At 62.1% G+C, this 24,337-nt stretch carries 22 protein-coding genes; 14 read left to right on the top strand and 8 right to left on the bottom strand.

What is annotated here, in order from left to right:
- Nucleotides 1–2 precede the first annotated feature (2 nt).
- A complete protein-coding gene (gene gcvT / locus RRF64_RS14555) occupies nt 3–1,091 on the top strand; it encodes a glycine cleavage system aminomethyltransferase GcvT (protein WP_323846619.1) in 1,089 nt (362 codons plus the stop codon).
- A gap of 98 nt (nt 1,092–1,189) precedes the next feature.
- The gene (gene gcvH / locus RRF64_RS14560) at nt 1,190–1,576 is read left to right on the top strand and encodes a glycine cleavage system protein GcvH (RefSeq protein WP_323846620.1); all 387 of its coding nucleotides are present in this window, start codon (nt 1,190–1,192) and stop codon (nt 1,574–1,576) included.
- A gap of 88 nt (nt 1,577–1,664) precedes the next feature.
- Here gcvH and ptsP read toward each other — a convergent pair whose 3' ends face one another.
- Entirely contained in the window at nt 1,665–3,929 is a 2,265-nt protein-coding gene (ptsP, locus tag RRF64_RS14565) for a phosphoenolpyruvate--protein phosphotransferase (RefSeq protein ID WP_323846621.1), read from the bottom strand.
- A 119-nt stretch (nt 3,930–4,048) separates the two neighbouring features.
- On the bottom strand, nt 4,049–4,744 hold the full coding sequence (locus tag RRF64_RS14570; RefSeq protein ID WP_323846622.1) for an RNA pyrophosphohydrolase: 696 nt from the start codon (nt 4,742–4,744) through the stop codon (nt 4,049–4,051).
- A gap of 144 nt (nt 4,745–4,888) precedes the next feature.
- On the opposite strand from RRF64_RS14570, the gene RRF64_RS14575 reads away from it, so the two are divergent.
- On the top strand, nt 4,889–5,554 hold the full coding sequence (locus tag RRF64_RS14575) for a histidinol-phosphatase (RefSeq protein WP_323846623.1): 666 nt from the start codon (nt 4,889–4,891) through the stop codon (nt 5,552–5,554).
- Nucleotides 5,555–5,680: 126 nt separating this feature from the next.
- Nucleotides 5,681–6,775: an imelysin family protein gene (locus RRF64_RS14580; RefSeq protein WP_323846624.1), complete on the top strand. Its 1,095-nt coding sequence runs from the start codon at nt 5,681–5,683 to the stop codon at nt 6,773–6,775.
- 94 nt (nt 6,776–6,869) lie between these two features.
- Here RRF64_RS14580 and mepK read toward each other — a convergent pair whose 3' ends face one another.
- From mepK to RRF64_RS14605, 5 genes are all read right to left on the bottom strand, one after another.
- Complete coding sequence (gene mepK, locus RRF64_RS14585; protein ID WP_323846625.1) at nt 6,870–7,403, bottom strand: peptidoglycan L,D-endopeptidase MepK; 534 nt, start codon at nt 7,401–7,403, stop codon at nt 6,870–6,872.
- A 362-nt stretch (nt 7,404–7,765) separates the two neighbouring features.
- Complete coding sequence (locus RRF64_RS14590; protein WP_323846626.1) at nt 7,766–8,968, bottom strand: L,D-transpeptidase family protein; 1,203 nt, start codon at nt 8,966–8,968, stop codon at nt 7,766–7,768.
- A 3-nt stretch (nt 8,969–8,971) separates the two neighbouring features.
- Nucleotides 8,972–10,249, bottom strand: coding sequence for a L,D-transpeptidase family protein (locus RRF64_RS14595; protein WP_323846627.1), 1,278 nt, complete (start codon nt 10,247–10,249; stop codon nt 8,972–8,974).
- A gap of 177 nt (nt 10,250–10,426) precedes the next feature.
- Entirely contained in the window at nt 10,427–12,352 is a 1,926-nt protein-coding gene (locus RRF64_RS14600) for a L,D-transpeptidase family protein (RefSeq protein ID WP_323846628.1), read from the bottom strand.
- Nucleotides 12,353–12,720: 368 nt separating this feature from the next.
- Nucleotides 12,721–13,539: an NRDE family protein gene (locus tag RRF64_RS14605; RefSeq protein WP_323846629.1), complete on the bottom strand. Its 819-nt coding sequence runs from the start codon at nt 13,537–13,539 to the stop codon at nt 12,721–12,723.
- 235 nt (nt 13,540–13,774) lie between these two features.
- On the opposite strand from RRF64_RS14605, the gene lgt reads away from it, so the two are divergent.
- The 10 genes from lgt to RRF64_RS14655 all read left to right on the top strand — a co-directional run bounded on the left by lgt (nt 13,775) and on the right by RRF64_RS14655 (nt 22,388).
- Nucleotides 13,775–14,632: a prolipoprotein diacylglyceryl transferase gene (gene lgt / locus RRF64_RS14610; protein WP_323846630.1), complete on the top strand. Its 858-nt coding sequence runs from the start codon at nt 13,775–13,777 to the stop codon at nt 14,630–14,632.
- Between the two features lie 3 nt (nt 14,633–14,635).
- The gene (locus RRF64_RS14615) at nt 14,636–15,469 is read left to right on the top strand and encodes a thymidylate synthase (protein WP_323846631.1); all 834 of its coding nucleotides are present in this window, start codon (nt 14,636–14,638) and stop codon (nt 15,467–15,469) included.
- Nucleotides 15,470–15,482: 13 nt separating this feature from the next.
- Entirely contained in the window at nt 15,483–15,995 is a 513-nt protein-coding gene (locus RRF64_RS14620) for a dihydrofolate reductase (protein ID WP_323846632.1), read from the top strand.
- A 287-nt stretch (nt 15,996–16,282) separates the two neighbouring features.
- Nucleotides 16,283–17,065 carry a DUF3450 domain-containing protein gene (locus RRF64_RS14625; RefSeq protein ID WP_323846633.1) on the top strand — a complete coding sequence of 261 codons (783 nt, stop codon included), beginning with the start codon at nt 16,283–16,285 and terminating at the stop codon, nt 17,063–17,065.
- A complete protein-coding gene (locus RRF64_RS14630) occupies nt 17,062–18,432 on the top strand; it encodes a MotA/TolQ/ExbB proton channel family protein (RefSeq protein WP_323846634.1) in 1,371 nt (456 codons plus the stop codon). The genes RRF64_RS14625 and RRF64_RS14630 overlap by 4 nt, the downstream gene beginning before the upstream one ends.
- 14 nt (nt 18,433–18,446) lie before the next feature.
- Nucleotides 18,447–18,974 (top strand): MotA/TolQ/ExbB proton channel family protein, encoded by a 528-nt coding sequence (locus RRF64_RS14635; protein ID WP_323846635.1) that lies wholly within the window; start codon nt 18,447–18,449, stop codon nt 18,972–18,974.
- Between the two features lie 120 nt (nt 18,975–19,094).
- Nucleotides 19,095–19,496, top strand: coding sequence for an ExbD/TolR family protein (locus RRF64_RS14640; RefSeq protein WP_323846636.1), 402 nt, complete (start codon nt 19,095–19,097; stop codon nt 19,494–19,496).
- 6 nt (nt 19,497–19,502) lie between these two features.
- Nucleotides 19,503–20,126 (top strand): energy transducer TonB, encoded by a 624-nt coding sequence (locus RRF64_RS14645; protein ID WP_323846637.1) that lies wholly within the window; start codon nt 19,503–19,505, stop codon nt 20,124–20,126.
- Between the two features lie 12 nt (nt 20,127–20,138).
- Nucleotides 20,139–21,500: a tetratricopeptide repeat protein gene (locus tag RRF64_RS14650; protein ID WP_323846638.1), complete on the top strand. Its 1,362-nt coding sequence runs from the start codon at nt 20,139–20,141 to the stop codon at nt 21,498–21,500.
- A 225-nt stretch (nt 21,501–21,725) separates the two neighbouring features.
- On the top strand, nt 21,726–22,388 hold the full coding sequence (locus RRF64_RS14655) for an energy transducer TonB (protein ID WP_323846639.1): 663 nt from the start codon (nt 21,726–21,728) through the stop codon (nt 22,386–22,388).
- Between the two features lie 103 nt (nt 22,389–22,491).
- On the opposite strand, the gene ilvD is transcribed toward RRF64_RS14655, so the two are convergent.
- Entirely contained in the window at nt 22,492–24,327 is a 1,836-nt protein-coding gene (gene ilvD, locus RRF64_RS14660) for a dihydroxy-acid dehydratase (protein WP_323846640.1), read from the bottom strand.
- Nucleotides 24,328–24,337: the final 10 nt, after the last annotated feature.

Here is a 24,337-nt window from a genome sequence, read left to right on the forward strand (position 1 = left end):
AGATGGGAAACAGAACGCCTCTGTATGACACACATGTCGCCATGGGCGGCAAAATGGTGGACTTCGGTGGTTGGGATATGCCGCTGCACTACGGATCTCAGCTGGAAGAGCACAACAAGGTGCGCACCGATGCCGGCATGTTCGATGTCTCCCATATGACCGTGGTGGATGTGGACGGTGACGGCGCCCGCGACTACCTGCGCCACCTGCTGGCCAACGATGTGGCCAAACTGGACGGCAAGCCGGGCAAGGCGCTCTACACCGGCATGCTGAACGAAAAGGGTGGGGTGATCGACGACCTGATCGTCTACCTGCGCGACCCGGGCTATCGCCTGGTGGTGAACTGCGCCACTCGCGAGAAAGACCTGGCGTGGATGAACCGGCAGGCAGAGTCCTTCGACGTGACCCTGAGCGAGCGCCCGCAGCTGGCGATGGTGGCGATCCAGGGCCCCAACGCGATCGACAAGGTCAAGAAGGCGATGGGTATCGAGTGGGTCGCCGCCATCGACGGCCTGAAGGTGTTCGAGAGTGTGGCCCGCGGCAACTGGTTTGTGGCCCGCACCGGCTACACCGGTGAGGACGGTCTGGAAATCATGCTGGCCGCCGAGGACGCCCCCGGCTTCTGGCGCGCCCTGGCGGATGCCGGTGTCGCCCCCTGTGGCCTCGGCGCCCGCGACACGCTGCGCCTGGAGGCCGGCATGAATCTCTATGGCCATGAAATGGACGAAGACACTTCGCCGCTGGTAGCTAACATGGCCTGGACCATGGCCTGGCAGCCGGAGGACCGCGACTTTATCGGCCGCGAGCCGCTGGAGCGGGAAAAGGCGGCCGGTGTAAAAGAAAAGCTGGTCGGCCTGGTGCTGGAGGATCGCGGTGTACTGCGCGCCGACCAGCCGGTAGTGGTGGACGGCAGCGACGACCGCGGTATCATCACCAGCGGAACTTTTTCTCCCACCCTGGGCTACTCCATTGCGCTGGCGCGTGTGCCGGTGACAGTGGGGGACACAGCCCAGGTGGAAATGCGCAAAAAGCTGGTGCCGGTCAAAGTGGTAAAGCCCTGCTTCGTGCGCAATGGTAAATCGGTGATTTGACGGCTGTCTGGCAGCGGGACTGTCCTCGTGAGAGTCTGAAGGCAAGTCCCGCAGCAGCTTGAACAATATTTAGAGATGCTTAATCGAGGGAGCACAGCATGAGCGAAATTCGCAGCGAACTGAAATACCTGTCCAGCCATGAATGGGCGCGACTGGAAGAGGACGGCACCGTCACCGTCGGCATCAGCGACCATGCCCAGGACGCGCTGGGCGATGTGGTTTACGTCGAGACCCCGGAAGTGGGCACCACGCTGGCGGCCGGTGACGAGGCGGGTGTAGTGGAGTCGGTCAAGGCGGCCAGCGACATCTACTCACCGATTTCCGGCGAGGTCATCGAGGTCAACGAGGCGCTGGAAGACGCGCCGGAAACCGTCAACGCATCCCCCTACGACGACGGCTGGTTTTTCCGCATCAAGCCCAGCGACGTGAGCGAGCTGGACAACATGCTGGATGCCGACGCCTACCGCGCCGAATCAGAAGAGTGATTCCCGGCCGGTGATCGCTTAGAAAAAAGCCGCTGTGAAATCACAGCGGCTTTTTTGTTTGTTAAGTAATTGGGGCCTGCAGCGCGAATTATTGTCCCCCCGCCGGCTGCAGCAACGCCTTGAGCCCGATCCGCTTCAGGTAGGCCCGCACCGTCTCTTCAATTTCCTCCGGGCACTGCATCTGCAAAACCTGCTGTAGTAGTTTTTCCGTGTCTGCCTTGCGTACGGCGCGCAGCGTTGCCTTGACCCGCGGCAGGTTGGTGGCGTTCATCGACAGCACGTCGTAACCCATGGCCACCAGCAGCAGCGCGCCGCCCGGATCGCCGGCCAGCTCGCCGCAGATGCCCACCTTGGTATTGGCGGCGTGCCCGGCTCTGACGATTTCCTGCAGGGCGCGCAATACGGCCGGGTGCAGGGCGTGGTAAATGTTGGCCACACGGCTGTTGTTGCGGTCTACCGCCAGCAGGTACTGGGTCAGGTCGTTGCTGCCCACGGAAATGAAGTCGGAGTGCTCGGCCAGCTCGCGCACCTGGTACACGGCCGAGGGCACCTCGATCATGATGCCCAGTGGCGGCATGGGGATGTCGTAGCCCTCTTCCACCAGTTCGCGATGGGCGCGTTCCAACAGCTTGCGCGCGGCTTCCAGCTCGCCCAGGCCGCTGATCATCGGCAGCATAATGCGCAGGTTGTCGAGGCCGACGCTGGCCTTCATCATCGCGCGCACCTGGGCGAGGAAAATCTCCGGGTGGTCGAGGGTCACGCGTATGCCGCGCCAGCCGAGGAAGGGGTTGGTCTCCTCGATCGGGAAATAGGTCAGCGCCTTGTCGCCGCCGATATCCAGCGTGCGCATGGTCACCGGCCGCGGTGCGAAGGCCTGCAGCTGCTCGCGGTAAATCTCGCGCTGCTCCTCCTCTGAAGGGAAACGGTCGCGCAGCAGGAAGGGCACCTCGGTGCGGTAGAGGCCGACCCCTTCGGCGCCGCGCTCGAGGGAGCGCACCACATCCGCCATCAGGCCGGTATTGACCCACAGGCGCACCCGGTGGCCGTCGGCGGTCTCGCCCGGCAGGCTCGCCATATGATCCAGGTTGCGGGCCAGCTCGCGCTCCTCGGCGACGATGCTGTCATAGCGCCGCCGCAGCTCTGCGCCGGGGTGCACATGCAGTTCCCCGCGGTAGCCGTCCACGACGATGTCGGCGCCGTCGATGGTCTCGTAGGGCAGGTCCTGCGCGCCCATCACCGCCGGCAGCCCCATGGCGCGGGCGATGATGGCCACATGGCTGTTGGCGGAACCCTTTACCGAAACCGCGCCGATCAGTTTCTCGCGCGGCACCTCCGCCAGCACTGCGGCGGTCAGCTCCTCGCCAATCAGGATGGTGTTTTCCGGGTAGTCGCGCCGGCTCTGCTGCTGCTGGCGCAGGTGCATCAGTACCCGCGCGCCCAGATCGCGCACGTCGGCGGCGCGGTCGCGGAAATAGGAATCGGACATGGCCTCGAAGCGGCGCACATGTTCCAGCATCACTTCGGCCCAGGCGCGCGGTGCGCTGACCTGCTGGCGGATGCGGTCGCAGACCTCGACGGCGAGAGAGCTGTCGTCGAGCATGGCGACGTAGGCGTCGAAGAGCGCGCGCTCCTCGCGGTTCAGGTCGTCCTTGAGACGCTCGCCCACCTCGCGAATCTCTTCCCGCGCACTGGTCAGAGCCTCGTGGAACAGCTCCAGTTCTGCCTCGACATCCATGCAGCAGGAGTAGGGCACGGTGGCCAGGTTGGCCTGCGGCGCGACTATATGCACGCGGCCGATGGCGACACCCGGGGAAGCGGCGATGCCGGTAAATTTGGCCTCGCGCCGCTGCTGGCCGATGACGGCCAGGGCGCCGGTCGCCTCGGCGTGGGCGATGACGCCGGCGAGCTGTGCCGACAGCGTGACCAGAAACGCCTCTTCGCCCTCGTCGAAGCGGCGCTTTTCCGCCTGCTGTACGACCAACACGCCGAGGACGTTGCGGTGGTGAATAATCGGCGTGCCGAGAAAGGCGCTGAAACGCTCTTCGCCGGTGGACGGAAAATACTGGTAGGCGGGGTGGGCCTCGGCCTGTTCCAGGTTGATGGGTTCCTCGCGGGTCACCACATTGCCCACCAGGCCCTCGCCCGGGGCCAGGTGCACCTGGCCGACCGCATCCTGATTGAGACCGCGGGTGGCCATCAGGACATAGTGGCCGGACTGCTTGTCGCGCAGATAGACGGAGCAGACGCGGGTGTGCATCACTTCGCGCACCCGGCGCACAATAATTTCCAGCACCGCGGGCAGGTCCCGAGCCGCGTTGACTTCCTGAACAATACTGCGCAGAGATCCGAGCAAAGGCCTGTCCTCGCCATTCAACGGAATTGTTTCGCTGACCAGCAGCGGTTATTTTCGCTTTTCTATCAGATCCGTCAGGTTGATAGATTTCGTTCGCAGCACAGCCGGCTGTGCACGCCTCAGGGATTGCCCAGCTCGCGCAGCCAGCTCCTTTCCAATTGTATTTGCTGCGGGGCCAGTTCGGTCAGCGCGCGCCGATACACTTCACGCTTGAAGGTCACCACCTTGCTGAGCGGGTGCCAGTAGCTGACCCAGCGCCAGTGGTCGAACTCGGGTTTGTAACCGTTGTTGAAGCTGATCGCACTCTCCGGCGCCTCCAGCATGAGCAGATACCACTTCTGCTTCTGGCCGATGCACAGGGGCTCCGAGCGCCGCCGGATCAGGCGCTGCGGCAGTCGGTAGCGCAGCCAGCCGCGGGTGCAGGCCAATACGCTGACCTGGTCCCGGGTCAGGCCTATCTCCTCGTACAGCTCCCGAAAGAGCGCCTGCTCGGCGGTCTCGCCCGGATTGATGCCTCCCTGGGGAAATTGCCAGGCGTCCTTGCCGCCCACCCGCCTCGCCCACAGCGCCTGGCCGCGGGCGTTCAGCACAATAATGCCGACATTGGGGCGGAAGCCCTCGGCGTCGATATTGCTGCTGTTGTCGTCACCGCGTGCCCGGCCTTTGCGGTTGTTGCCGGGATTGTCGGTGCGGTTTGACTGTCTGGCGGACTTGCGGCGGTTCTTGCGCCCAGCTTGCGCTGGCTTGCCGTCGCCCAAAATACCGTCCTCGATTCTGTTGTGCGCGGCCAGCTGCCGCGCCTGCTTGCCCCGCATTGTTCCACAGCGGGGGTATTACGGCAATTGGGCGCGCTTCGTGTGAAATGGTCGGTGTGCAGTGCCCGCCAGCGGGGTAAAATTGCCCGCCGCAGATGGCGGCGGAAGCGTCCTGGGGAATCTATAGTTACTGGGGAGTCTGTGGTGCAACTGGCAATTTTCGATCTCGATAACACACTGATCGGCGGTGACAGCGACCACGCCTGGGGCGAGTTCCTGGTGGAGCGCGAGTACGTCGATGGCGAACGCTATCGCTCCGCCAACGACCGCTTCTACGCGGATTACCAGCGCGGTGAGCTGGATATCTTCGCCTACCTGGAGTTCGCCCTGGAGCCGCTGGCGCAGCTGTCCCGCGGCCAGCTGGATAACCTGCAGCGCGAGTTCATGCGGGAGGTGATCAGTGAAATCTGGCTGCCGCGCGCCGAAGAGTTAATCAGTCGGCATCGCCGCGAGGGTCACCATATTATGATCATCACCGCCACGAATCGCTTCGTGGTGGAGCCCATCGCCGCGCGCCTGAGAGTGGATACCCTGCTGGCCACCGAGCCGGAAGAGGCGCAGGGGCGCTTCACCGGCCGGGTGGTGGGCGAACCCTGCTATCAGGGTGGCAAAGTCGTGCGCCTGCGCCAGTGGCTGGCGCACAACCCGCAATACGGCGGCGGGGAGAAGTGGTTTTACAGCGATTCCATCAACGATTTGCCGCTGCTACAGCAGGTGGAGCATCCGGTGGCGGTGGACCCGGACGCGCGCCTGCGCGCCGAGGCGGAACTGCGTGGCTGGCCGGTGATCAGCCTGCGCGACAGTGAATAAGCTGGCGGGCGTCGGCGCAAGCTGCATGATTTGGGGAAATTTGTGAGCGTAATAATGAGTCGGCATGGAAAAATAGTGTTATTGCTCGCGCTTTTGGCGGGACTTGCGGCCTGCGAGCAAAAGCGTGTGGAGCCGCCATCGGCGGCGCAGCAGGCGGCGCCGCGGGCCTTCGACGAGCAGGCGGCGGAAGAGCTGACCCAGGCTGTCTGGCAGGCCGGTCAGGCACAGTTGATCGATGCCCAGGCAGCAGTCGAGGCGCTGGAGCGCGCCGTGGCGACGTTGCTGGATCAGCCCAGTGAGGATCACCTGGAGGCGGCCAAGCTGGCCTGGCTGGATGCGCACCGGGAATTCACCGGCGCGCTGCCCTATATCGAGCTGGCCTTCGCGCCGGCGGAACTCAGGAATCAGGGGCGCCAGCTGCTGTTGGCGCTGGACAGCTGGCCGGTGCAGCCGGGCTACCTGGATACGGTGCCGGGTTACTCCGATAGCGGGATCGTCAACGACACCACCATTGAGCTCACCCTGGCCAATCTGCGCAAACAGCACCGGCTGACGGCGCACGAGGAGGCCAGCACCGGGTTCCACGCGATGGAGATCATGCTCTGGGGGCCGACCAGTGAGCGCACCGCAGAACAGTTCAGTCAGGTCAGTGAAGGCGAGAAGCCCGAGGCGCTGGCCGCCAACCGCCGCCGTGAGCTGACGCGCCTGATCGGCCGTGGCATGGCGGAGGATGTGGACGGGCTGGTGCGCCGCTGGCCGACCGCTGCCAACGACCTGTCGCGCCATTTTCTCGCCCTGAGTCCCGCCGCCCGCCTGCAGCAGATCCGCGTGGCCCACACCCGCCTGCTCGACGAGGAGTTGCTGCGGCGCCTGCCGGAGAGTTCCGAGAGCGATGTGGAGAGCGGTCGCGCGGCGGATTCCAAGCAGGCCCTGCTGGCGATGCTCTCTACTCTGCAGTCCAACTGGGTGCCGGCAGAGGGGGCCGGTCTGGCTGAGATGCTGCTGGATCGCCACCAGGTCAGTGCGTTGACGCAAACCTTTACCGAGCTCGAAGCCTTGTTGCTGAAGATGGAGGACCCGGTGGAGCTGGCGGAGCTGGAGCAGCTGGCACAGGCGCGCGAACTACTGGAGCGGATGGCGGGGCTGATGACCGGCACCGCGCAGGTGCCCGTGGCGGCGGAAGACATGACCCCGGTAGCGCTGCCGCTGCCGGGCGAGTAACCGCTCATCTGCCGGCTTCCCGGCCGCATAAACGACAAACCCCGGCAAAGGCCGGGGTTTGTGTTTTCTGCCCGCCGCGTATTGCGGCGGCGTATTACCAGCGGCGAACCGGGCCGGTATCGACGTGGACGAAGTTACTCTTCGGATAGTAACCCACGCCACCGGCTTTCAGGTCCAGCGCCGCCTGGCGCAGCTTGGACAGCGGCACACCGGGCATGCGGATGTCGAGCGCCATGCCGCGCGTGTGGTAGCTGCGTTTGGCGACGCCGCGGCCAGCTGCACGCAACTTGGCGTTGGTCTTCTCCGAACGATAGCCGGAGATGATCTCGACCTCGCCGTTGTAGTTCAGTTTTTCCTTCAGCTTGTAGACGATGTCGAACAGCTTCGGGTCCATACGCGTCACTTCGTTCGCGCGGTGGTCGCGCAGCAGGCGGTTGAACTGCTTCAGGCCGCTGCTGTCATAACTACCCCCCGACCAGTAGGCGGTACTCAGCCTTTCGCCGGTGTGCAGGTTGCGCATTTTCAAAGTGCGGGCGTTGCCCACTTTTGCGAAAGTCGGTCCGGCGCTGACCGCCGCCGCAGTTGCGCAGGTCACTGCCAGGAATCGACGTCTGGATGGATTCTTCATACCTAATTTCCGCCTCGTCGTTTGTGTCTCGTCATTGCCCTGGTGACGCTTGGCGTCGCTGGGCACGGGAAGAAATGTACAAAAAATAGCCAGGTGTTACAAATCTATCTCTGCTAATTAGCAATTGATCCAAGAGAAACACTGGTACTTTGTTGCTCCATGGACTATGAGCAGCGCCGGATTCTGGCGATCTGCGGCAAAATCGGGCGGTTAATGGGAGACAGCGTTGTCATTTATGTGGCGCTGCTAAAATAAAATTTTTCTGTGACCGGCTGGTGCAATTTTAGTCAAAAATAAGCGATTCGGGCGGGTGACTAGGAGTGGCGAGGGTTGGGGTAGCGAACCGTGACCTTTGTCCCGGCCTACTCAGCGGTGCCGGACTCAGTGTCGTGATGATAGATGTCGCGGCGGAAATGGGGGCGCCCGGCGCTATCCACCCAGGCGGTGAAATAGGTGATATACAGGCGCGGGGGGCGGTCCACCTTGATATTGAGCGTCTCGTCGCCGGTCGTCGCCTGGGCTATGCGGGTTCTGTCCCAGCCCTGCCGGTGCAATAGTGCATAGGCCAGTTCTTCCGGGCGCTCCAGGCGAATGCAGCCGTGGCTGAAGGCGCGCTCGCGCAGACCGAACAGGCTTTGCGCCTGGGTGTCGTGCAGGAATATCGCCTGCCGGTTGGGAATCACGAACTTCACCCTGCCCAGGGAGTTGCCGGGGCCGCTGACCTGGCGCAGGGTGGCATCACCCTCGGCCGCACGGCTCAGGCCATCTTCGGAGATGGGGAATACATCGCCCCCGCCGTAATTGACCAGGCGGTAGCCGCGCCTGTGCATGGCCTCGGGATTGTTGCGCGCTTTCGGCAGCAGCTCGGTCAGCAGGATACTGCGCGGTACTGTCCAGGTGGGGTTGAACACGATGTTGGTGATGCGGCTGCGCAGCGTCGGCGTGCGGCTGCTGGTCTTGCCGACGACGGTTTTCATGCTCAGTGTCACGGCGCCGTCTTCCACCAGTTGCAAGCGGTAGTCGGGGACATTGACCAGTACATAGCGTTCCTTGCCGGGCGGTGACAGCTTGTCCCAGCGAGCGGCGTTGAGCTCGAGCTGGCGCGCGCGCTCAGCGGGCGGCACCGCCAGTGCCATCAGCGTTTCCGCTCCGACGATGCCGTTCGCTTCCAGGCCGTGGCGGCGCTGGAAATTCTCCACGGCCCGCTGCAAGGCGCTGCCAAAGCGCAGCGGATCGCCATTTCCGGCGGACAGCGGGCCGGGCAGTCCGCGGAAGTCGCCGTAGCGCTCGAGCAATCTGCGCAACTGGACCACGCGCTCGCTCCGGTCGCCCGCCTGCAGGGTTCCGCCCTCGCTCAAGGGCTGCCAGTCTTTGGCCAGTTCGCGGTAGTGGGCCGCCATGCTGCGCAGCTGTGCCCCGGCACCGGCCGGATCCAGTGCGCGCTCTTCTGTCGCGGCGTCACTGCCGGCATGGGACAGGGCAACTGACACCAGCGCGGCCAGCAGTGCCGCTAGCCAGCGGCCGACCCTGGGGCTGACGCTGTAGCTGGCGTGGTTGTGTGCCATGACTCACTCCGGCTGCGTGTTATCTGCGGGCGCTGTTTCGCCGCCGGACGCTGCGGGATTGTCGCGGCCGTATATGTCCGGGCGGAACTGCAGCAGGCCCTCCTCATCCACCCAGGCGGTCCAGTAGGCGATATACACCGGAATCGGATTTTCCAGTTCCACGCCCCGGGTGCGGCTGCTGAGGAGCGTGCGCTCGATACGCGCTTCGCTCCAGTTGTTCTGCTCCGCCAGCATCAGGCGCGCGAATTCCAGCGGTTTCTCCAGGCGGATACAGCCGTGACTGAAGGCGCGCTGGTTGCGCTTGAACAGATGCTTGCTGTTGGTGTCGTGCAGGAATATGGCCTCCCGGTTGGGTATCACGAACTTGACCCGCCCCAGCGCATTGCCGGGGCCGCCTTTCTGCTGCAGCGTCACCTTGCCGCGGCGGACCGCGGCGACATTGCGACTGGAGAAGGGTACCGCCCTGCCGCTGTGATTGACCAGGCGGTAACCATTGGCGCTGAGGTTGGCGCTGCCCTTGGGCAGCAGCTCGCGCAGCGCAATATTGGGCGGCACGCGCCAGACGGGATTGAATACCAGCCGTGTCATGCGGGTGGTCAGCTGCGGTGTCTCGTGCTTGGGTTTGCCCACCACTACCCGCATACGGAACTGCTCGCGCTCGCCGTCGATCAGGCGCAGGCTGTAGTCCGGGATGTTGACGAGGATATAGCGCGGGCCCAGGTCCTTGGGCAGGAGCCGCCAGCGCTCGAGATTGGCGGCCAGGGTCTCCACCATTTTTGCAGGACTGACATTCAGGCGCGCGCGGGTGCGCTCGTCGACCAGTGCATCCTCTTTCAGCCCGTGTCGGCGCTGAAACCGGCGCACGGCGCTCTGCAGCTGTTCGTCGTACTCGTCCGCACTGCGATTGGCCGAAGCCTGGTCGTCCAGCGGGTAGTCGCCATACAGCATCAGCAGGCTGCGCAGCTGCGCGACGCGCGGGTCGCGCACGCCGGGAACCAGGGGTTGGCCGGGGGCGAGGGGGCGCCAGTGATCGCCCTCGGCGAGGGCGCTGTAGCGCGCCAGCTCCTCGCGCATCAGCGCGTATTGGCGACCGTAAGGTGAATATGGGTCACTGCTGTCGATCAGCGGGGGCGTCGCCGTGGGCTGGGTTTCCGCAGCGACCTGTGGAAGATCTAGCGCCAATGACAGTGCCAGGGCCAGCGCCAGGGCGCTGCAATGGTGGGAAGCACCGCGGCCGTGAGAGCAGTCGCGCGCTAGCGGGAGCTGGTTGCCAACGTCCATAAGTCACCCCGGTAAGCAGGAATTTATCAGCCAGGCTGATGACCCTACTCACATTGGTAACTTGTGACCGGTTGTCCCCTAATACTTTTGAGGAATTGCTTTATCGGGGGCTGGGGGAGTTTGGAATATGGCGGTAATTAAACGGGGGCTATCCCTCAGAAAGCCCCCGCGCGGCGGTTAGAACTGATTGTCGCTGAGGCCGTCCTTACCGTAGAGGTCGGGGCGGAAATTGAGGCGTCCGTCGCCGTCCACCCAGGCGGTCCAGTAGGTGATGTAGACCTTTACCTTCTGTTTCAGCTCCACTTCGGTGGTCTCATCGCCGACTGTCAGCTGGTCGATGCGCCACTGGTCCCAGTCGCCCTCCGGGCGCAGCAGGGCTTCGGCCAGGTGGCGCGGCTTTTCCAGGCGCACGCAGCCGTGGCTGTAATCGCGGTCCGTCAGCGTAAATAGGCTGCGCGCCCGGGTGTCGTGCAGATACACATCGTGCTTGTTCGGGATCTCGAACTTCACCCGGCCGAGAATATTGTCCTCGCCGCCCAGTTGGCGCATCAGGAAGGAGCCGGCGCCCGCGGCGGACAGATTCTTCGAGGTCAGCGGCAGGTGCTCGCCGCTGCCACTGACCACTCGGTAGCCCATATTCTCCATACCCGCGGGGTTGGCGCGCGCCTTGGGCAGAATTTCGTTCACCAGGATGCTGCGCGGCACCGTCCAGGTCGGATTGAACACCACTTTGCTGACGCGGGTGGCGATCTCCGGCGTGGCGTGTTCCTTCTTGCCCACCACCACGTTCATCGACAGCCGCACCCGGTCGTCCTCCACATACTGCAGCTTGTACGCGGGCACATTGACCTGGATAAAGCGGTCGCCGAGGCTCGCCGGCAGCTGTTCGCGGCGCCGTATATTGATCTCGACAATCTGCGCGCGCGCGGCTGGCGACAGGTTCAGGCGCTGGCGGGTGGCGCGGCCGACGATGCCGTCGGGCTTGAGGCCGTGCCGCAGCTGGAAGCGCAGTACCGCCTCGTGCAGGCCGCGGTCAAACTTGTCGCGCTCCGCGCCGCCGTATCCGTAGTAGCCGCGATAGTCGCCATAGAGGGAGAGCATGTCGCGCAGCAGGGCCACGTGCGGATGGCGCGCGCCGATCGTCATGGCCGGCCCGGGCGGCATCGGGCGCCAGCGGCCACTGGCAGACATGGCGCGCAGTCGCGACAGCTGTTCGCGCAGGGCGTAGACATCGCCGCCGAAGGGCGTGTTGTCCTCGATATAGGGGCCTTCGCTGTTCTCCGATACCCGTCCGACGGGCGGCAGGTCACCCTGATTCTGGTAAGCGCGGCCGGCGTTGTAATAGACCCGGCCGGAATTACTGCCGTTGTAAGCGCGGTTACTGCTGTTGTAGCTGCGGCTGCCCCAGGTGGAGTAGTGGCGCGAGCGGTCTACGTTGTAATCGCGCGCATAGTAGCGGCTGTCGGCGGCGTCGCTGCGGCGGTTGTAGCCGCGGAAATACTGGCGCCCGCTGCCGGGAGACGTTTGTTGCCGCGGCGCGGTATAGGCCGCCAGCCGGAAACCGCCATCGGTGTGGTAGACGGGGGTAATATCCCGGGGCGGGCGGCTCTTCGGGCTGATCTTGTCCAGCTGGGTGTCCTGGGCGTAGGACACGAAGGCGTCAGTCAGCAGTACGTCGAGCACCGCGGCCATCTGCAGCCGCTGGGGCGTGTCGCGCAGGGTGCGGTCGAAGTAGCCCAGGTGATAGCGGTAATCCACCATGCTGCTCGGATTGCCGGAACTGGCCGCAGTCAGCTGCTTGAGCAGGTCGTTGGCGGTGTCGCTCAGGCTGTAGTTGTCGAACCACAGCAACCGGTAGTCCGTGCGCTGGTAGATACGGCGCACCGCGGCGGGATTGAAGATGGGGTCCTGTGCCGGCCAGGCGTCGGGGTTCTCCTCCAGCCAGTGCACCAGGTGTGGACGCACGGCGTTCTCCGGTAGCACCGGCACCGTCTTCTGGTTGGCGGCAAAGGCGTAGTAAAGGGCGAATACGCACAGACTGCCGAGGGTCAGCAGTGGCAGCGGTGATTTGCGTGTGCGGCGCTCTGGGTTGAAATACGACATGGTACCTCAGCGATACTGCAGGGCCCGTTTTGCCAGTCAGCGGAAATCGGGCGCCAGATCGTTCATACCTTCCCAACCTGTGGCGAGTCGGTCCTGTTGTTCGTCGATGTTTACCGACGACTCGCCCTTGTCATGCGTCCCGCGCGACCTTCCTTTTATATAGACCGTGGTTTGAGTGACCTTGCGCGAAACTCAACCAAATTCAGTCTGTGAAAATAAGTATGGCAACAAACGCAGAATTTGCTTGGCGTTTGTTTCTTTTTACATTAATCGCGGGCTGAAAATCTGACTCCGTGGTCCCGGCCGGGCGGAGCCCCTTTGCAGCACTGTCCGGAGGGCTGGGGCCATCGGGTTACCGTGAAAGGGCGCTATTCCAGGGTGAAGTGGCGCAGCGGATCCAGCGCGCGTCCGGCGTTGTAGCTCTGTTCCCAGATCTGTGAGCGGCCGCGGCTGTCGATCGCCATCATGGTGCTGGCACGGGTGCCGTACCCGCTGGTGCTGGCCCCGGCGATTGCGGCGGGAAATTTGTCGCGCGTATCGATCTTTACAAACAGCGGCGACAGCGCCAGCTCCAGTTCCGGGCCGACACCGGTGCTGGGCAGATCCGCAGGGGCGGCGGTGGCCCTGTCCTGCAGCAGTGCCAGGGCCGGTCGCACGAAGTTGTCGGCGTCTATCGGGCCCTGGATGTCCTGCACGATACGTCGCAGGCCGGCCCTGCCTTTCTGCACTTTGGGCCAGGGCGCATCCGGGGCGCCGTTGGAGATGCCGTGAATGCCGGCGGTAAAGGAGAAGGGGCTGTGGCGGTTGCCGGCGCAGACAAGCTCGCTGTCAGCGTCGAGCTGGAATAGCAGGGCGTTGAAGCCGCGGTAGCGCTGGTCGGCCAGTCGCAGCGCGAACTCGGCGGGGGTGGCATTGCCGCGCAGAAAGTCCCGCGGGATGTCGCCGCGTGACAGCGGATTCACCGGTGTGGGTACCTGTGGTTCGCGGATATTGGTCACCGCGGCCGCACGGCCGCGCGCGATGCCCGCCCAGGTGCCGCCCGCCTGCAGGTCCCGGCCGGCCACCAGCGCCTCGCCCTCCCAGGGCGCCGCGGCGGCACTGGGCCTATCGTAGAATTCATCGCGATTGGCCAGCAGTAGCAGCGGGTATTGCGGGTGGCAGCGATAGGCGAAGAGCAACAGGCACATGAACTGAATGCGGAATACGGAATGATGAATTCGGAATATTAGTGGCTATCGCGGTGAATTTCCGCATTCATGAAGCGCGTCCCTGCACTTCACCCCCTTGCGGGGTCGCCTTTGGCGATGCCAATCGGCGTCCTGCCGATTGGTCCGCATTCATCATTCCGCATTACTCTCCGAGCTGTTTAGCTGGTAACATTTCGCCCAACTCAACGCACTCACCAACAACTGCGAAGTCCCCATGATTCCCTACCCCGAAATTGACCCGGTAGCCATCGCCATTGGCCCGCTGAAAGTCCATTGGTACGGGCTGATGTACCTGGCGGGCTTTGTCGCCGCCTGGTGGCTGGCACTTCGCCGGGCCAGCAAGCCCTGGACGCCGCCGGTCAAGTCGGAGGTGGAAGACCTGATCCTCTACTGCGCCATCGGCGTCGTGGTGGGCGGGCGGCTCGGTTACATGTTCTTTTACAACTTCCCGCAGCTGCTGGACGACCCGCTGTCGCTGCTGAAAGTATGGGAAGGGGGCATGAGCTTTCACGGCGGCCTGGTCGGCGTGATGCTGGCGACGACAATCTACGCGCGCAAGATAGGCACCACCTTCATCGATCTAATCGACTTTGTCGCGCCGCTGGTGCCCATCGGCCTCGGTCTCGGCCGACTCGGCAATTTTATAGGCCAGGAACTGTGGGGTCGCCCCACCGATGTACCCTGGGGCATGGTATTCCCGCGGGATCCCGAACTGCTGGTGCGCCACCCGTCGCAGCTGTATCAGGCCTTCCTGGAGGGACTGGTGCTGTTTGCGGTGCTCTGGTGGTTCTCCAGCAAGCCGCGCCCGCGCCTGGCGGTCGGTGGTCTGTTTGTCCTGCTCTATGGCGTTTTCCGCTTTCTGGTGGAGTTCGTGCGCGAACCTGACGGACATATCGGCTTCGACCTGTTTGGCTGGATGACCCGCGGCCAGCTGCTGAGCCTGCCGATGATCGCCGCCGGTATCGCTATTTTGGTGTGGAGCTACCGCACGCAGCCACTTACCGGGGAGCAGGGCGGCGATAAAGGTGGACGCAAGCGCGCGCGGCCACAGATAAAAGGCGGAGCACAGTAATAAATGAAGCAGTATCTCGACCTGATGCGCCACGTGCGCGACAACGGCACCTGCAAGAGTGACCGCACTGGCACCGGCACCCTGAGCGTGTTTGGCTACCAGATGCGTTTCGATCTGGCCGCAGGCTTCCCGCTGATCACCACCAAGAAATGCCACCTGCGCTCGATTATTCACGAACTGCTGTGGTTCCTGCGCGGCGACACCAATATCGCCTATCTGCAGGAGAACGGCGTGCGTATCTGGGACGAGTGGGCCAGCGAGGATGGTGACCTCGGGCCTGTTTACGGTCACCAGTGGCGCTCCTGGCCGGCCCCGGACGGCCGCCGCATCGACCAGATAGCGCAGTTGCTGGATCAATTGCAGCACCGCCCGGATTCCCGCCGCCTGCTGGTCAGCGCCTGGAACCCGGCCGACCTGCCGGATGAGGGTGTGTCCCCGGCGGACAACGCGCGCGCCGGGCGCATGGCGCTGGCGCCCTGCCACGCGCTCTTCCAGTTTTACGTGGCGGACGGCAAGTTGTCCTGCCAGTTGTACCAGCGCAGTGCGGATATTTTCCTCGGCGTGCCGTTCAATATCGCCTCCTACAGCCTGCTGACCCTGATGCTGGCGCAGGTATGCGGCCTCCAGCCGGGCGAGTTTATTCACACCTTCGGCGACGCCCATCTGTACTCGAATCACCTGGAACAGGTGGAGGAGCAGCTCAGCCGCCAGCCGTTGCCTCTGCCGCAGATGCACCTCAATCCCGAGGTGACCGACCTGTTCGCATTCCGCTTCGAGGATTTCGAGTTGCGCGGTTACGAGGCGCATTCCCATATTCCGGCGCCGGTGGCCGTATAGCGGTAATAAATAGATGAAAGAGATACCCATCGCCATGATCGCCGCTGTGGCGCGCTGCGGCGCCATTGGTCGCGACAATGAATTGCCCTGGCGCCTCTCGGGCGACCTGCAGTTCTTCAAGCGGACCACGCTTGGCAAGCCGGTGGTCATGGGGCGCAAGACCTTCGAGTCCATCGGCCGACCGCTGCCGGGGCGCGTCAATATTGTGATCAGCCGCAATCCCGACTGGCGCGCCAGTGGCGTGGAGACGGCGCCGTCGCTGGAATCGGCGCTACAGAAGGCGCGCCGGTGTGCCGCCGAGACGGGTGCCGCAGAGGTGATGGTGATCGGTGGTGCGCAAATCTACCGGCAGGCACTGCCGCTGGCGGAGCGCCTCTACATTACCGAGGTGGATACCGAGATCGACGGGGACGCCTTCTTTCCGGAATTGGATGACTGCTGGGCAGAAAACAGTCGAGAATGTTGCCCGGCGTCAGACAGGGATGAATATAGCTACTGCTTAGTTCAGTACGACAGGTTGAAATAAAAACGATTTGATCAAAAGTTGATCTATCTGTTAAATTCCACCGCTGCATAGACAGGGAAGACCGCCGCAAATGTGTGCATGTGACCCGGATTTGTTACCCGGTTGTTACCTTGTTACCCATGCGGGCCGATACTGTCAATCGGCATTTGAATAATCAAATCGGCTGTTTAAAATGTGCGGCTCTTAGCTGTCTTCACATCACTGTTTTTAGAACAAAAGGACACCGCGTTGTGGCAGCTAACTCATCGCGACCATGTTGTGAAATATTGAACCCACTGGGGGGTCTAATGAAAACCAAGCGATTCATGGCTGTGGCGCTGACCACTGCGCTGTCTGCCGGCGCGCTCTACGGCAGCGTAGCCACTGCGGATACTCTCGATAACGTACTCGCCGTCGGCCAGCAGAAAACCACTGCTGCCCAGGCTTCGCAAAAGCGTATCGACAAGATTGCCGAAGAAACCAGCAGCCTGCTGCAGGATTTCAAAGTGGTAAACAAGGAAATCGAAGGCCTGCGGGTCTACAACCGTCAGCTGGAGAAGCAGCTGGCCAACCAGCTCGCCGTGATGAAAGAGCTGGACGAGTCCATCGAAAACGTCACCGTGATCGAGCGTCAGATCCAGCCGCTGATCCTGCGTATGCTGGATGGCCTGGAGCAGTTCATCGAGCTGGACATGCCCTTCAAGCTGGAAGAGCGTATGGCTAACCTCGAAGGCGTGAAGAACAATATGGACCGCTCCGATATCACCGTAGCGGAGAAATTCCGTCAGGTTCTGGAGCTGTACAACTTCGAATCCGAGTACGCGCGCAAGATCGACAGCTACAGCGATTCTCTGAACGTGAACGGCCAGGAGCGCGAAGTAAACGTGCTGCAGGTCGGCCGTATCGCCCTGCTGGCGCAGACTACCGATTCCAAGATCTCCCTGGCCTATGACAAGGATCAGAAAGCTTGGGTTGAGATCGATTCCGGCGAATACCGCCGCGCCCTGATGAACGGCCTGAAAATCGCCAAGAAACAGGCCACTATCGACATCATGACCTTGCCGATCACGGCTCCGGAGGCAGCGCAATGAAATCCTCTATCGCCAAACGCGTACTAGTAGCAGCAGCGGCTGGCCTGATCAGTTTCTCCGCCGTTGCCCAAGACAAGGCCACTTCTCTGGATCAGCTGCTGAAGATGGTTCAGCAATCCAAGATCGCCGAGTCCAAGGAACATCAGCAGCGCGAAGCCGACTTCCGCCGCCAGAAGGCCAATCAGCAGACTCTGCTGACTCAAGCGCAAAACACCCGCGCCTCTGAAGAGGCCCGCTCCGAGCGCCTGGAACAGAAGTACCAGGAGCAGGAAGTGATGGTGCAACAGAAGCGCCAGCAGCTGGACGAGCGCCTGGGCTCTCTGAAAGAACTGTTCGGTCACCTGACCTCTACTGCCGGTGATCTGCGCGCCAATATCGATAGCTCTATCGTATCCGCGCAATACCCGGGTCGTACCGAGTTCGTCGACAGCCTGATCGACAAAATGAACTCCGCTACCAAGCTGCCGACCATCGAGGAAATCGAGCGTCTGTGGTACGAACTGCAGCGTGAAACCGTTGAATCCGGCAAGGTGGTCAAGTTCGCCAGCACCGTGATCAAGCCCGACGGCGAGCAGGTAGAGCAGGAAGTTGTCCGCGTTGGTAACTTCAACCTGGTTTCCAACGGCAAGTACCTGGAAATGAACGACGCCCACAAAATGGCTGAGCTGATTCGCCAGCCCGACGGCAAGTTCCTGAGCATGGCTGCAGATCTGCAGGCGGCCACTTCCGGTTTCCACCCCTTCGGTGTTGACCCGACTGGCCCGACTGGCGGTTCCTTCCTGAAGGCCATGATCAACAGCCCGAGCTTGGTTGAGCGCTGGCATCAGGGCGGCCCGGTTGGCTACATCATCTCCGCGGTTGGTGTGTTTGCGCTGCTGCTGGCCATCTGGCGCCTGATCGTGCTGTCTGGTGTTAGTGCCAAGGTTAACGCCCAGCTGCGTTCCTCTACTGCGAACACCAACAACCCGCTGGGTCGTGTACTGGCTGTTGCCGAAGAGAACAAGGGTATCGACGGCGAGACTCTGGAACTGAAGATGGAAGAGGCGGTACTCAAAGAGCGCCCGGCCATCGAGTCCGGTCTGAACCTGCTGAAGATCATCGCCATGGTGGCCCCGCTGCTGGGTCTGCTGGGTACCGTGACCGGTATGATCATCACCTTCCAGGCGATCACCATCTTCGGCGCCGGCGATCCGCGTGCCATGGCGGGCGGTATCTCCTCCGCACTGGTAACCACCGTTCTGGGTCTGGTTGTCGCTATCCCGACCGTACTGATGCACACCATCGTGAACGGCCGTGCCAAGCGCATCCTGCACATCCTGGACGAGCAGAGTGCCGGCATCGTGGCTGAAAACGCCGAGCGTAAATAAGAGGAGGCGGCAACATGCACGCATTGTATGACGCATGGGCCGCCGTCAACGCCTTTATGGCGTCGGGCGGGCCAGTACTGTTCCTGATCGCCGGCCTGACCTTCTTTATGTGGACGCTGATTTTTGAACGTGTCTTCTACTTCAACAAAGGGTTGAAGGGCGACGTTCAGGGTGCGGTGGACCAGTGGGAGGAGCGCCCCGAGCGCAAGTCCTGGGCTGCACACCGCATTCGTGAAGCGCTGATCTCCCGGACATCCGAGAAGATCCAGGACAATATGGACATGATCCAGGCCTGTGTGGCCCTGGCACCCCTGTTCGGGCTGTTGGGCACCGTCTGGGGCATGATCAATGTGTTCGAGGTTCTCGCGGTTACCGGTGGTGGCGACGCCAAGCAGATGGCCAGTGGTGTATCCATGGCAACCATTCCTACAATGGCTGGCATGGTCGCGGCACTGTCCGGTGTATTCGCCACTACTTACCTCACCCGTAAGGCGGAGCGCGAAACCCAGCTGCTTGAAGACCATCTGACGATGGATCACTAAGGCACCACACAAGGCGAATAGGCGAGCTTATTTGCTGTGAAGGTTTAGCCAAGCCAGATATTTTCGCCGGGGGCGCCCCTCGCGGGCCCCTCGCCGGGAAAGTTCGCTAAGAGAGTTGCTATGAGCAAGAGACAAAATACGGCAGAAGAAGAAGCGAGCGCGATTGACCTCACGCCCATGCTGGACGTGGTGTTCATCATGCTGATCTTCTTCATCGTCACCGCGACCTTTATCAAGGAGCCGGGCGTCGACGTGTTGAAGCCGGAAGCGACAACCGCTGAACTCAAGGCCGCCTCTATTCTGGTAGCGATCAACGAGAATGACGAAATCTGGATTGCCAAAGAAAAAGCCGACGAGCGCCAGGTGAAACTGATCCTGGAACGTCTCTACGCGGAAAACCCGAAAGGGTGGTTGGTAATTCAGCCCGATAAGAAAGCGAGTATCGAAAAGATCGCCCTGATTGCGGAAGCCGCCAGGAAGATCGGTATCGAGAAAGTTTCGGTCGCGACAGAAAAGAGTTAACAGCTTATGAATCCGGTAAGACTATTAGGAGCGGGTACGCTGGCGGTAGCCACTACCTTTGCCCTGATCTTCACCATGCATCAGCTGATTGAGGCAAACATGAAGGCTCCCGAAGAGGATGAGCAGATCAAGGTTGCCGACGTAGTGATGCCTGAGCAGAAGATCGAAACTCAGTACGATACCAGCAAACCGCAAAAACCCGACGAGCCGGAAACTCCGCCGCCGGAAATGCCGGAGCCCGAGTACGACGAGCCAAACCTCGATGACTCCATCAACATGTCTGCACCGCGCGCGAATGCGGACTTGAAGGTGGGCGGCATCGGCGGCTTCGCCCAGGAGGGTGACTACCTGCCCATCGTGAAGGTGCAGCCCCAGTATCCGCGTCGCGCCCTGCAGCGCGGTCTGGAGGGATGGGTGATCGTCGAGTACACAGTGACTAAGAATGGTTCCGTACGCGATCCGCGTGTGGTGGAGGCATTTACCGCCGACGGTAATCCGACCACTGTCTTCAACCAGGCGGCGATCAAGTCGGCGTTGAAGTACAAGTACAAGCCGCGGGTGGTCGACGGTGAGCCGATCGAAGTACCTGGTGTAAAGACCAAGATCAGCTTTAACCTGGCCAAGAACTAAAGGGGAAGCATTATGAAGTTGACGACCATTGCGAAAGGTCTGTCCAAGTTCGTCTTGCGCAACTCTTTGCGCACGACCGTGGCGCTGCCCCTGGTACTGGCTCCGGCGGTAAGTGTCACCGTGCTGGAAGCGGTGGGCATCTCCGCTTCCTTTGCCAAAGCCGAGGCGCAGGAACAAAAGCCGAGCCAGCAGAAGACACGCAAAGTACCGGCGATGCGGGAAAATGTGTTCAAGAAGCTGGGCAAGGTCCAGGAAGCCGCCGATGCGCAGAACTGGCCGGCAGCGCTGGCGGCGCTGCGTGAAATGGAGGCCGGCAAGAGCGGTTACAACGGCTATGAAATAGCGCAGATGTACTACTTCTACGGTTTCGTTTACTACAGCATGGAGCGCTACAAGGAGGCGATTGCAGCCTATAAGCGCGTGCTGGACCAGGGCGCCGAGAACCTGCCCGAGGCACTGGAAGTGGGTACCCTGCTGACCATCGCCCAGCTGTACTTCGTGACCGAGAACTACGATCAGGCAATCAACTACCTGAACAAGTGGTTCGCCGTTGCGCCGAACATCAATGCGGACTCCTACGCCCTGCGTGCACAGGCTTATTACCAGAAGGGTGATGAAGCCAAGGCGCTGTCGGACATCAACACAGCTGTGTCGATGTACGAAAAAGAGGGCAAGGTGCCGAAGGAAAACTGGTTCGGTCTGCAGCGCTTCCTCTACTTCGAGAAGAACGACTACAAGAAGGTCACCGATATTCTCGAGAAGCTGGTTAAGCACTACCCGAAGGGTGAGTACTACAAGCAGCTGGCCGGTATGTACGGTGAGCTGAAGCGTGAGCAGGATCAGCTTCACATGATGGAGTCGGCCTACCTTGCCGGTGCCCTGGAGAAAGAGAAAGAGCTGCTGAATATGGCCTATCTCTTTATGGGCAACGAAATGCCCTACAAGGGCGCCAAGGTGATCGACAAGGGCATCAAGGAGAAGAAGATCAAGCGCACCTCGAAAAATCTGGAAACCCTGGCGCAGGCGTACCAGATGGCTCAGGAGCTGCAGAAGTCGATTCCCGAGCTGGAGGCCGCGGCCCAGCTGTCCGACAAGGGTGATATCTATTCGCGTCTGGCCAGTATTTACCTGGACCTGGACCAGAATGAGAAAGCCATTGATATGGGCAACAGGGCGCTGAAGAAGGGCGGTCTCAAGCGCCCGGACCAGCTGTACATCGTTCTGGGCATGGCGAATGCCAACCTGAAGAAGTACGACGAAGCCCTGACCACCCTCAAGAAGGCCCTGAAGGACGAGCGCTCCAAGAAGTTCGCCCAGCAGTGGATCGCCTTCGTCGAGAGTGAGAAGAAGCGCGAGGAGCAGCTGGCGATCTGATCGCCTCTGCCTCCGCCGAGAAAGCCGCACAGCGATGTGCGGCTTTTTTTTTGTGCGGAATTTGCGTGTGGCCAAAAAAGCGGCGTGCGATTGCGAATTATTTGCAATTTCGCGCAATTCGACTAATTGGTAAAGGTAGCTGATCAGCTTTTTCCAAATCTGGTCCCTTCCTTTTGAGGGTTTGACCGCCGATTCAACACCCAGACAATAATCAGGAGAGGTGTTATGGATAGAGCTTATTCGCCGCTTTCCACTTCCTTGGCTAATCCCTTCGTTACTTCCCTCAGGCAACTGGGGCAAACCGGCCGCAGTTTCGCGTTTGCGGGTGCCGTTACCCTGCTGCTTATATTCGCCATGAGCCGCTTGATCGCCACCGACTATACCGAGCCGGAGGTCGACGAGCCTATCCCGATCAAGCCGATTCATTTGCCGGACTTAAAGCCGACTGTGGAGCTGTATGAGCCGCCGGCCAAACCTCTGGACCCACCGCCCCAGATGGTGATCCGGGAGGTGGACCCGGCAGTTGAACCCGGTAAGACCACCATAGTAATTTCGCCACCTAATCCAGCGGGCGGAGAATTGGATTCTGCGGTCACCTCGCGGGATCCGCTGCCGGTCTTTAAACCGGCGCCGCGCTATCCGTCGGCCGCGCTGCGACGCGGCATGGAGGGGTATGTTGTGGTTGAGTTCACCATCACCGAGACCGGCGCCGTGCGGGATCCGCGGGCCATAGCGGGCTATGACAGCGCGGGCAATCCGACGGAGATCTTCAACCGCTCCGCGGTCGCGGCGGCAGCCAGGTTCAAATACCAGCCGCAGCTGGAGGATGGTGTGCCGGTGGAACGCCACGGCGTGCGCAACCGGATTTCCTACAAAATAGCGGATTAACTCGAGGATCTGTGGGAGCCTGCCCTGCAGGCGAAATACTCGCATTTGGATAAAATCGCCTGCGGGGCAGGCTCCCACAATATGTGCAGACTCCAGCCAAATCTCAGTCGATTTCGCGCACTGCACCCCTGTCGGCACTGGTGGCCAGCAGCGCATAGGCTTTCAGCGCCTTGCTCACCTTGCGCGGGCGGGCCTCCGCCGGCTTCCAGGCATCCGCCCCCTTGGCCTGCATCGCGTCGCGCCGCTGCCGCAGTTCCCCGTCACTGACAATCACGTCAATGGTGCGCGCCGGTATGTCGATGCGGATCGTGTCGCCTTCCTGCACCAGTGCGATGTTGCCGCCGGACGCCGCTTCCGGCGAGACGTGGCCGATGGACAGCCCGGAGGTGCCGCCGGAAAAACGGCCATCGGTGATCAGCGCGCAGTGTTGCCCCAGCCCCTTGGATTTCAGGTAACTGGTGGGATAGAGCATCTCCTGCATGCCCGGTCCGCCCTTCGGTCCCTCGTAGCGGACGATCACCGCCTCCCCGGCCAGTACCTTGCCGTCGAGAATGTGGCGCACCGCGGCCTCCTGGCTCTCGACGATATGGGCCGGGCCCTCGAACTTCCACAGCGCCTCGTCTACGCCGGAAGTCTTTACCACGCAGCCGCCCGGCGCCAGGTTGCCGAACAGCACCGCCAGGCCGCCCTCGGCGGAATAGGCGTGCGCCGCTGAGCGGATACAGCCATTGGCGCGGTCACCGTCGAGGCTCGGCCAGCGGCAGTCCTGGCTGAAGGCCGTCTGCGTCGGCACGCCGGCGGGACCGGCGCGGTAAAAGTCGTGTACGGCGCTGTCGTCGGTGCGACGGATATCCCAGCGCTGCAGCGCCTCTGCGAGCGAGGCGCTGTGCACCGTCGGCAGCGATGTGTCCAGCAGTTCGGCCGCTGCCAGTTCGCCGAGTATCGCCATGACACCGCCGGCCCGGTGCACGTCCTCGATATGATATTTCTGGGTGTTCGGCGCGACCTTGCACAGTTGCGGAACTTTGCGGGAAAGCCGGTCGACATCCGCCAGGGTGAAATCCACTTCGCCCTCCTGCGCGGCGGCGAGCAGGTGCAGAATGGTATTGGTCGAACCGCCCATCGCGATATCCAGGGCCATCGCGTTCTCGAACGCGGCGCGGTTGGCGATGGTGCGCGGCAGCGCGCGCGCATCGTCCTCTTCGTAGTAGCGCTTTGCCAGTGCGACGATTTCGCGACCGGCGCGCAGGAATAGCTCCCGGCGATCGGCATGGGTCGCGAGCAGTGTGCCGTTGCCGGGCAGGGACAGCCCCAGCGCCTCGGTGAGGCAGTTCATCGAGTTGGCGGTAAACATGCCGGAGCAGGAACCGCAGGTCGGGCAGGCGGAGCGCTCGTACTCCTCCACCATTTCGTCCGAGGCGGAGTCGGTAGCGGCTATGACCATGGCGTCCACCAGGTCGAGCTTGTGCTCGGCCAGCTTGGTCTTGCCGGCCTCCATCGGGCCGCCGGAAACGAAGATAACCGGAATATTCAGCCGCAGCGCGGCCATCAGCATGCCCGGGGTGATCTTGTCGCAGTTGGAGATGCACACCAGCGCATCGGCGCAGTGGGCATTCACCATGTATTCCACCGAGTCGGCGATAATCTCGCGGCTGGGCAGGCTGTACAGCATGCCGTCGTGGCCCATGGCGATACCGTCGTCCACCGCGATGGTATTGAACTCCTTGGCCACGCCGCCGGCTTTCTCGATCTCCCGCGCCACCAGCTGCCCCATGTCTTTCAGGTGCACGTGGCCGGGCACGAACTGGGTGAAGGAGTTGGCCACGGCGATGATCGGCTTGTGGAAGTCTTCGTCCTTCATACCAGTGGCGCGCCACAGTGCGCGGGCACCGGCCATATTGCGACCGGCGGTGGAGGTGCGGGAGCGATACTCGGGCATGGCAAAAATC

Origin of the sequence: Microbulbifer magnicolonia (genome assembly GCF_035117725.1) — a bacterium.
GTDB classification, from domain to species: domain Bacteria; phylum Pseudomonadota; class Gammaproteobacteria; order Pseudomonadales; family Cellvibrionaceae; genus Microbulbifer; species Microbulbifer magnicolonia.

Coding starts and splice junctions, on each gene's coding strand:
- RRF64_RS14645 (WP_323846637.1), top strand. CDS start 19,503: ATGAATCCGGTAAGACTATTAGGAGCGGGTACGCTGGCGGTAGCCACT.
- RRF64_RS14570 (WP_323846622.1), bottom strand. CDS start 4,744: ATGCGGGGCAAGCAGGCGCGGCAGCTGGCCGCGCACAACAGAATCGAG.
- RRF64_RS14630 (WP_323846634.1), top strand. CDS start 17,062: ATGAAATCCTCTATCGCCAAACGCGTACTAGTAGCAGCAGCGGCTGGC.
- RRF64_RS14655 (WP_323846639.1), top strand. CDS start 21,726: ATGGATAGAGCTTATTCGCCGCTTTCCACTTCCTTGGCTAATCCCTTC.
- RRF64_RS14590 (WP_323846626.1), bottom strand. CDS start 8,968: ATGGCACACAACCACGCCAGCTACAGCGTCAGCCCCAGGGTCGGCCGC.
- ilvD (WP_323846640.1), bottom strand. CDS start 24,327: ATGCCCGAGTATCGCTCCCGCACCTCCACCGCCGGTCGCAATATGGCC.
- RRF64_RS14605 (WP_323846629.1), bottom strand. CDS start 13,539: ATGTGCCTGTTGCTCTTCGCCTATCGCTGCCACCCGCAATACCCGCTG.
- gcvH (WP_323846620.1), top strand. CDS start 1,190: ATGAGCGAAATTCGCAGCGAACTGAAATACCTGTCCAGCCATGAATGG.
- RRF64_RS14600 (WP_323846628.1), bottom strand. CDS start 12,352: ATGTCGTATTTCAACCCAGAGCGCCGCACACGCAAATCACCGCTGCCA.
- RRF64_RS14615 (WP_323846631.1), top strand. CDS start 14,636: ATGAAGCAGTATCTCGACCTGATGCGCCACGTGCGCGACAACGGCACC.
- RRF64_RS14650 (WP_323846638.1), top strand. CDS start 20,139: ATGAAGTTGACGACCATTGCGAAAGGTCTGTCCAAGTTCGTCTTGCGC.
- RRF64_RS14625 (WP_323846633.1), top strand. CDS start 16,283: ATGAAAACCAAGCGATTCATGGCTGTGGCGCTGACCACTGCGCTGTCT.
- RRF64_RS14595 (WP_323846627.1), bottom strand. CDS start 10,249: ATGGACGTTGGCAACCAGCTCCCGCTAGCGCGCGACTGCTCTCACGGC.
- RRF64_RS14620 (WP_323846632.1), top strand. CDS start 15,483: ATGAAAGAGATACCCATCGCCATGATCGCCGCTGTGGCGCGCTGCGGC.
- lgt (WP_323846630.1), top strand. CDS start 13,775: ATGATTCCCTACCCCGAAATTGACCCGGTAGCCATCGCCATTGGCCCG.
- RRF64_RS14640 (WP_323846636.1), top strand. CDS start 19,095: ATGAGCAAGAGACAAAATACGGCAGAAGAAGAAGCGAGCGCGATTGAC.
- gcvT (WP_323846619.1), top strand. CDS start 3: ATGGGAAACAGAACGCCTCTGTATGACACACATGTCGCCATGGGCGGC.
- mepK (WP_323846625.1), bottom strand. CDS start 7,403: ATGAAGAATCCATCCAGACGTCGATTCCTGGCAGTGACCTGCGCAACT.
- RRF64_RS14635 (WP_323846635.1), top strand. CDS start 18,447: ATGCACGCATTGTATGACGCATGGGCCGCCGTCAACGCCTTTATGGCG.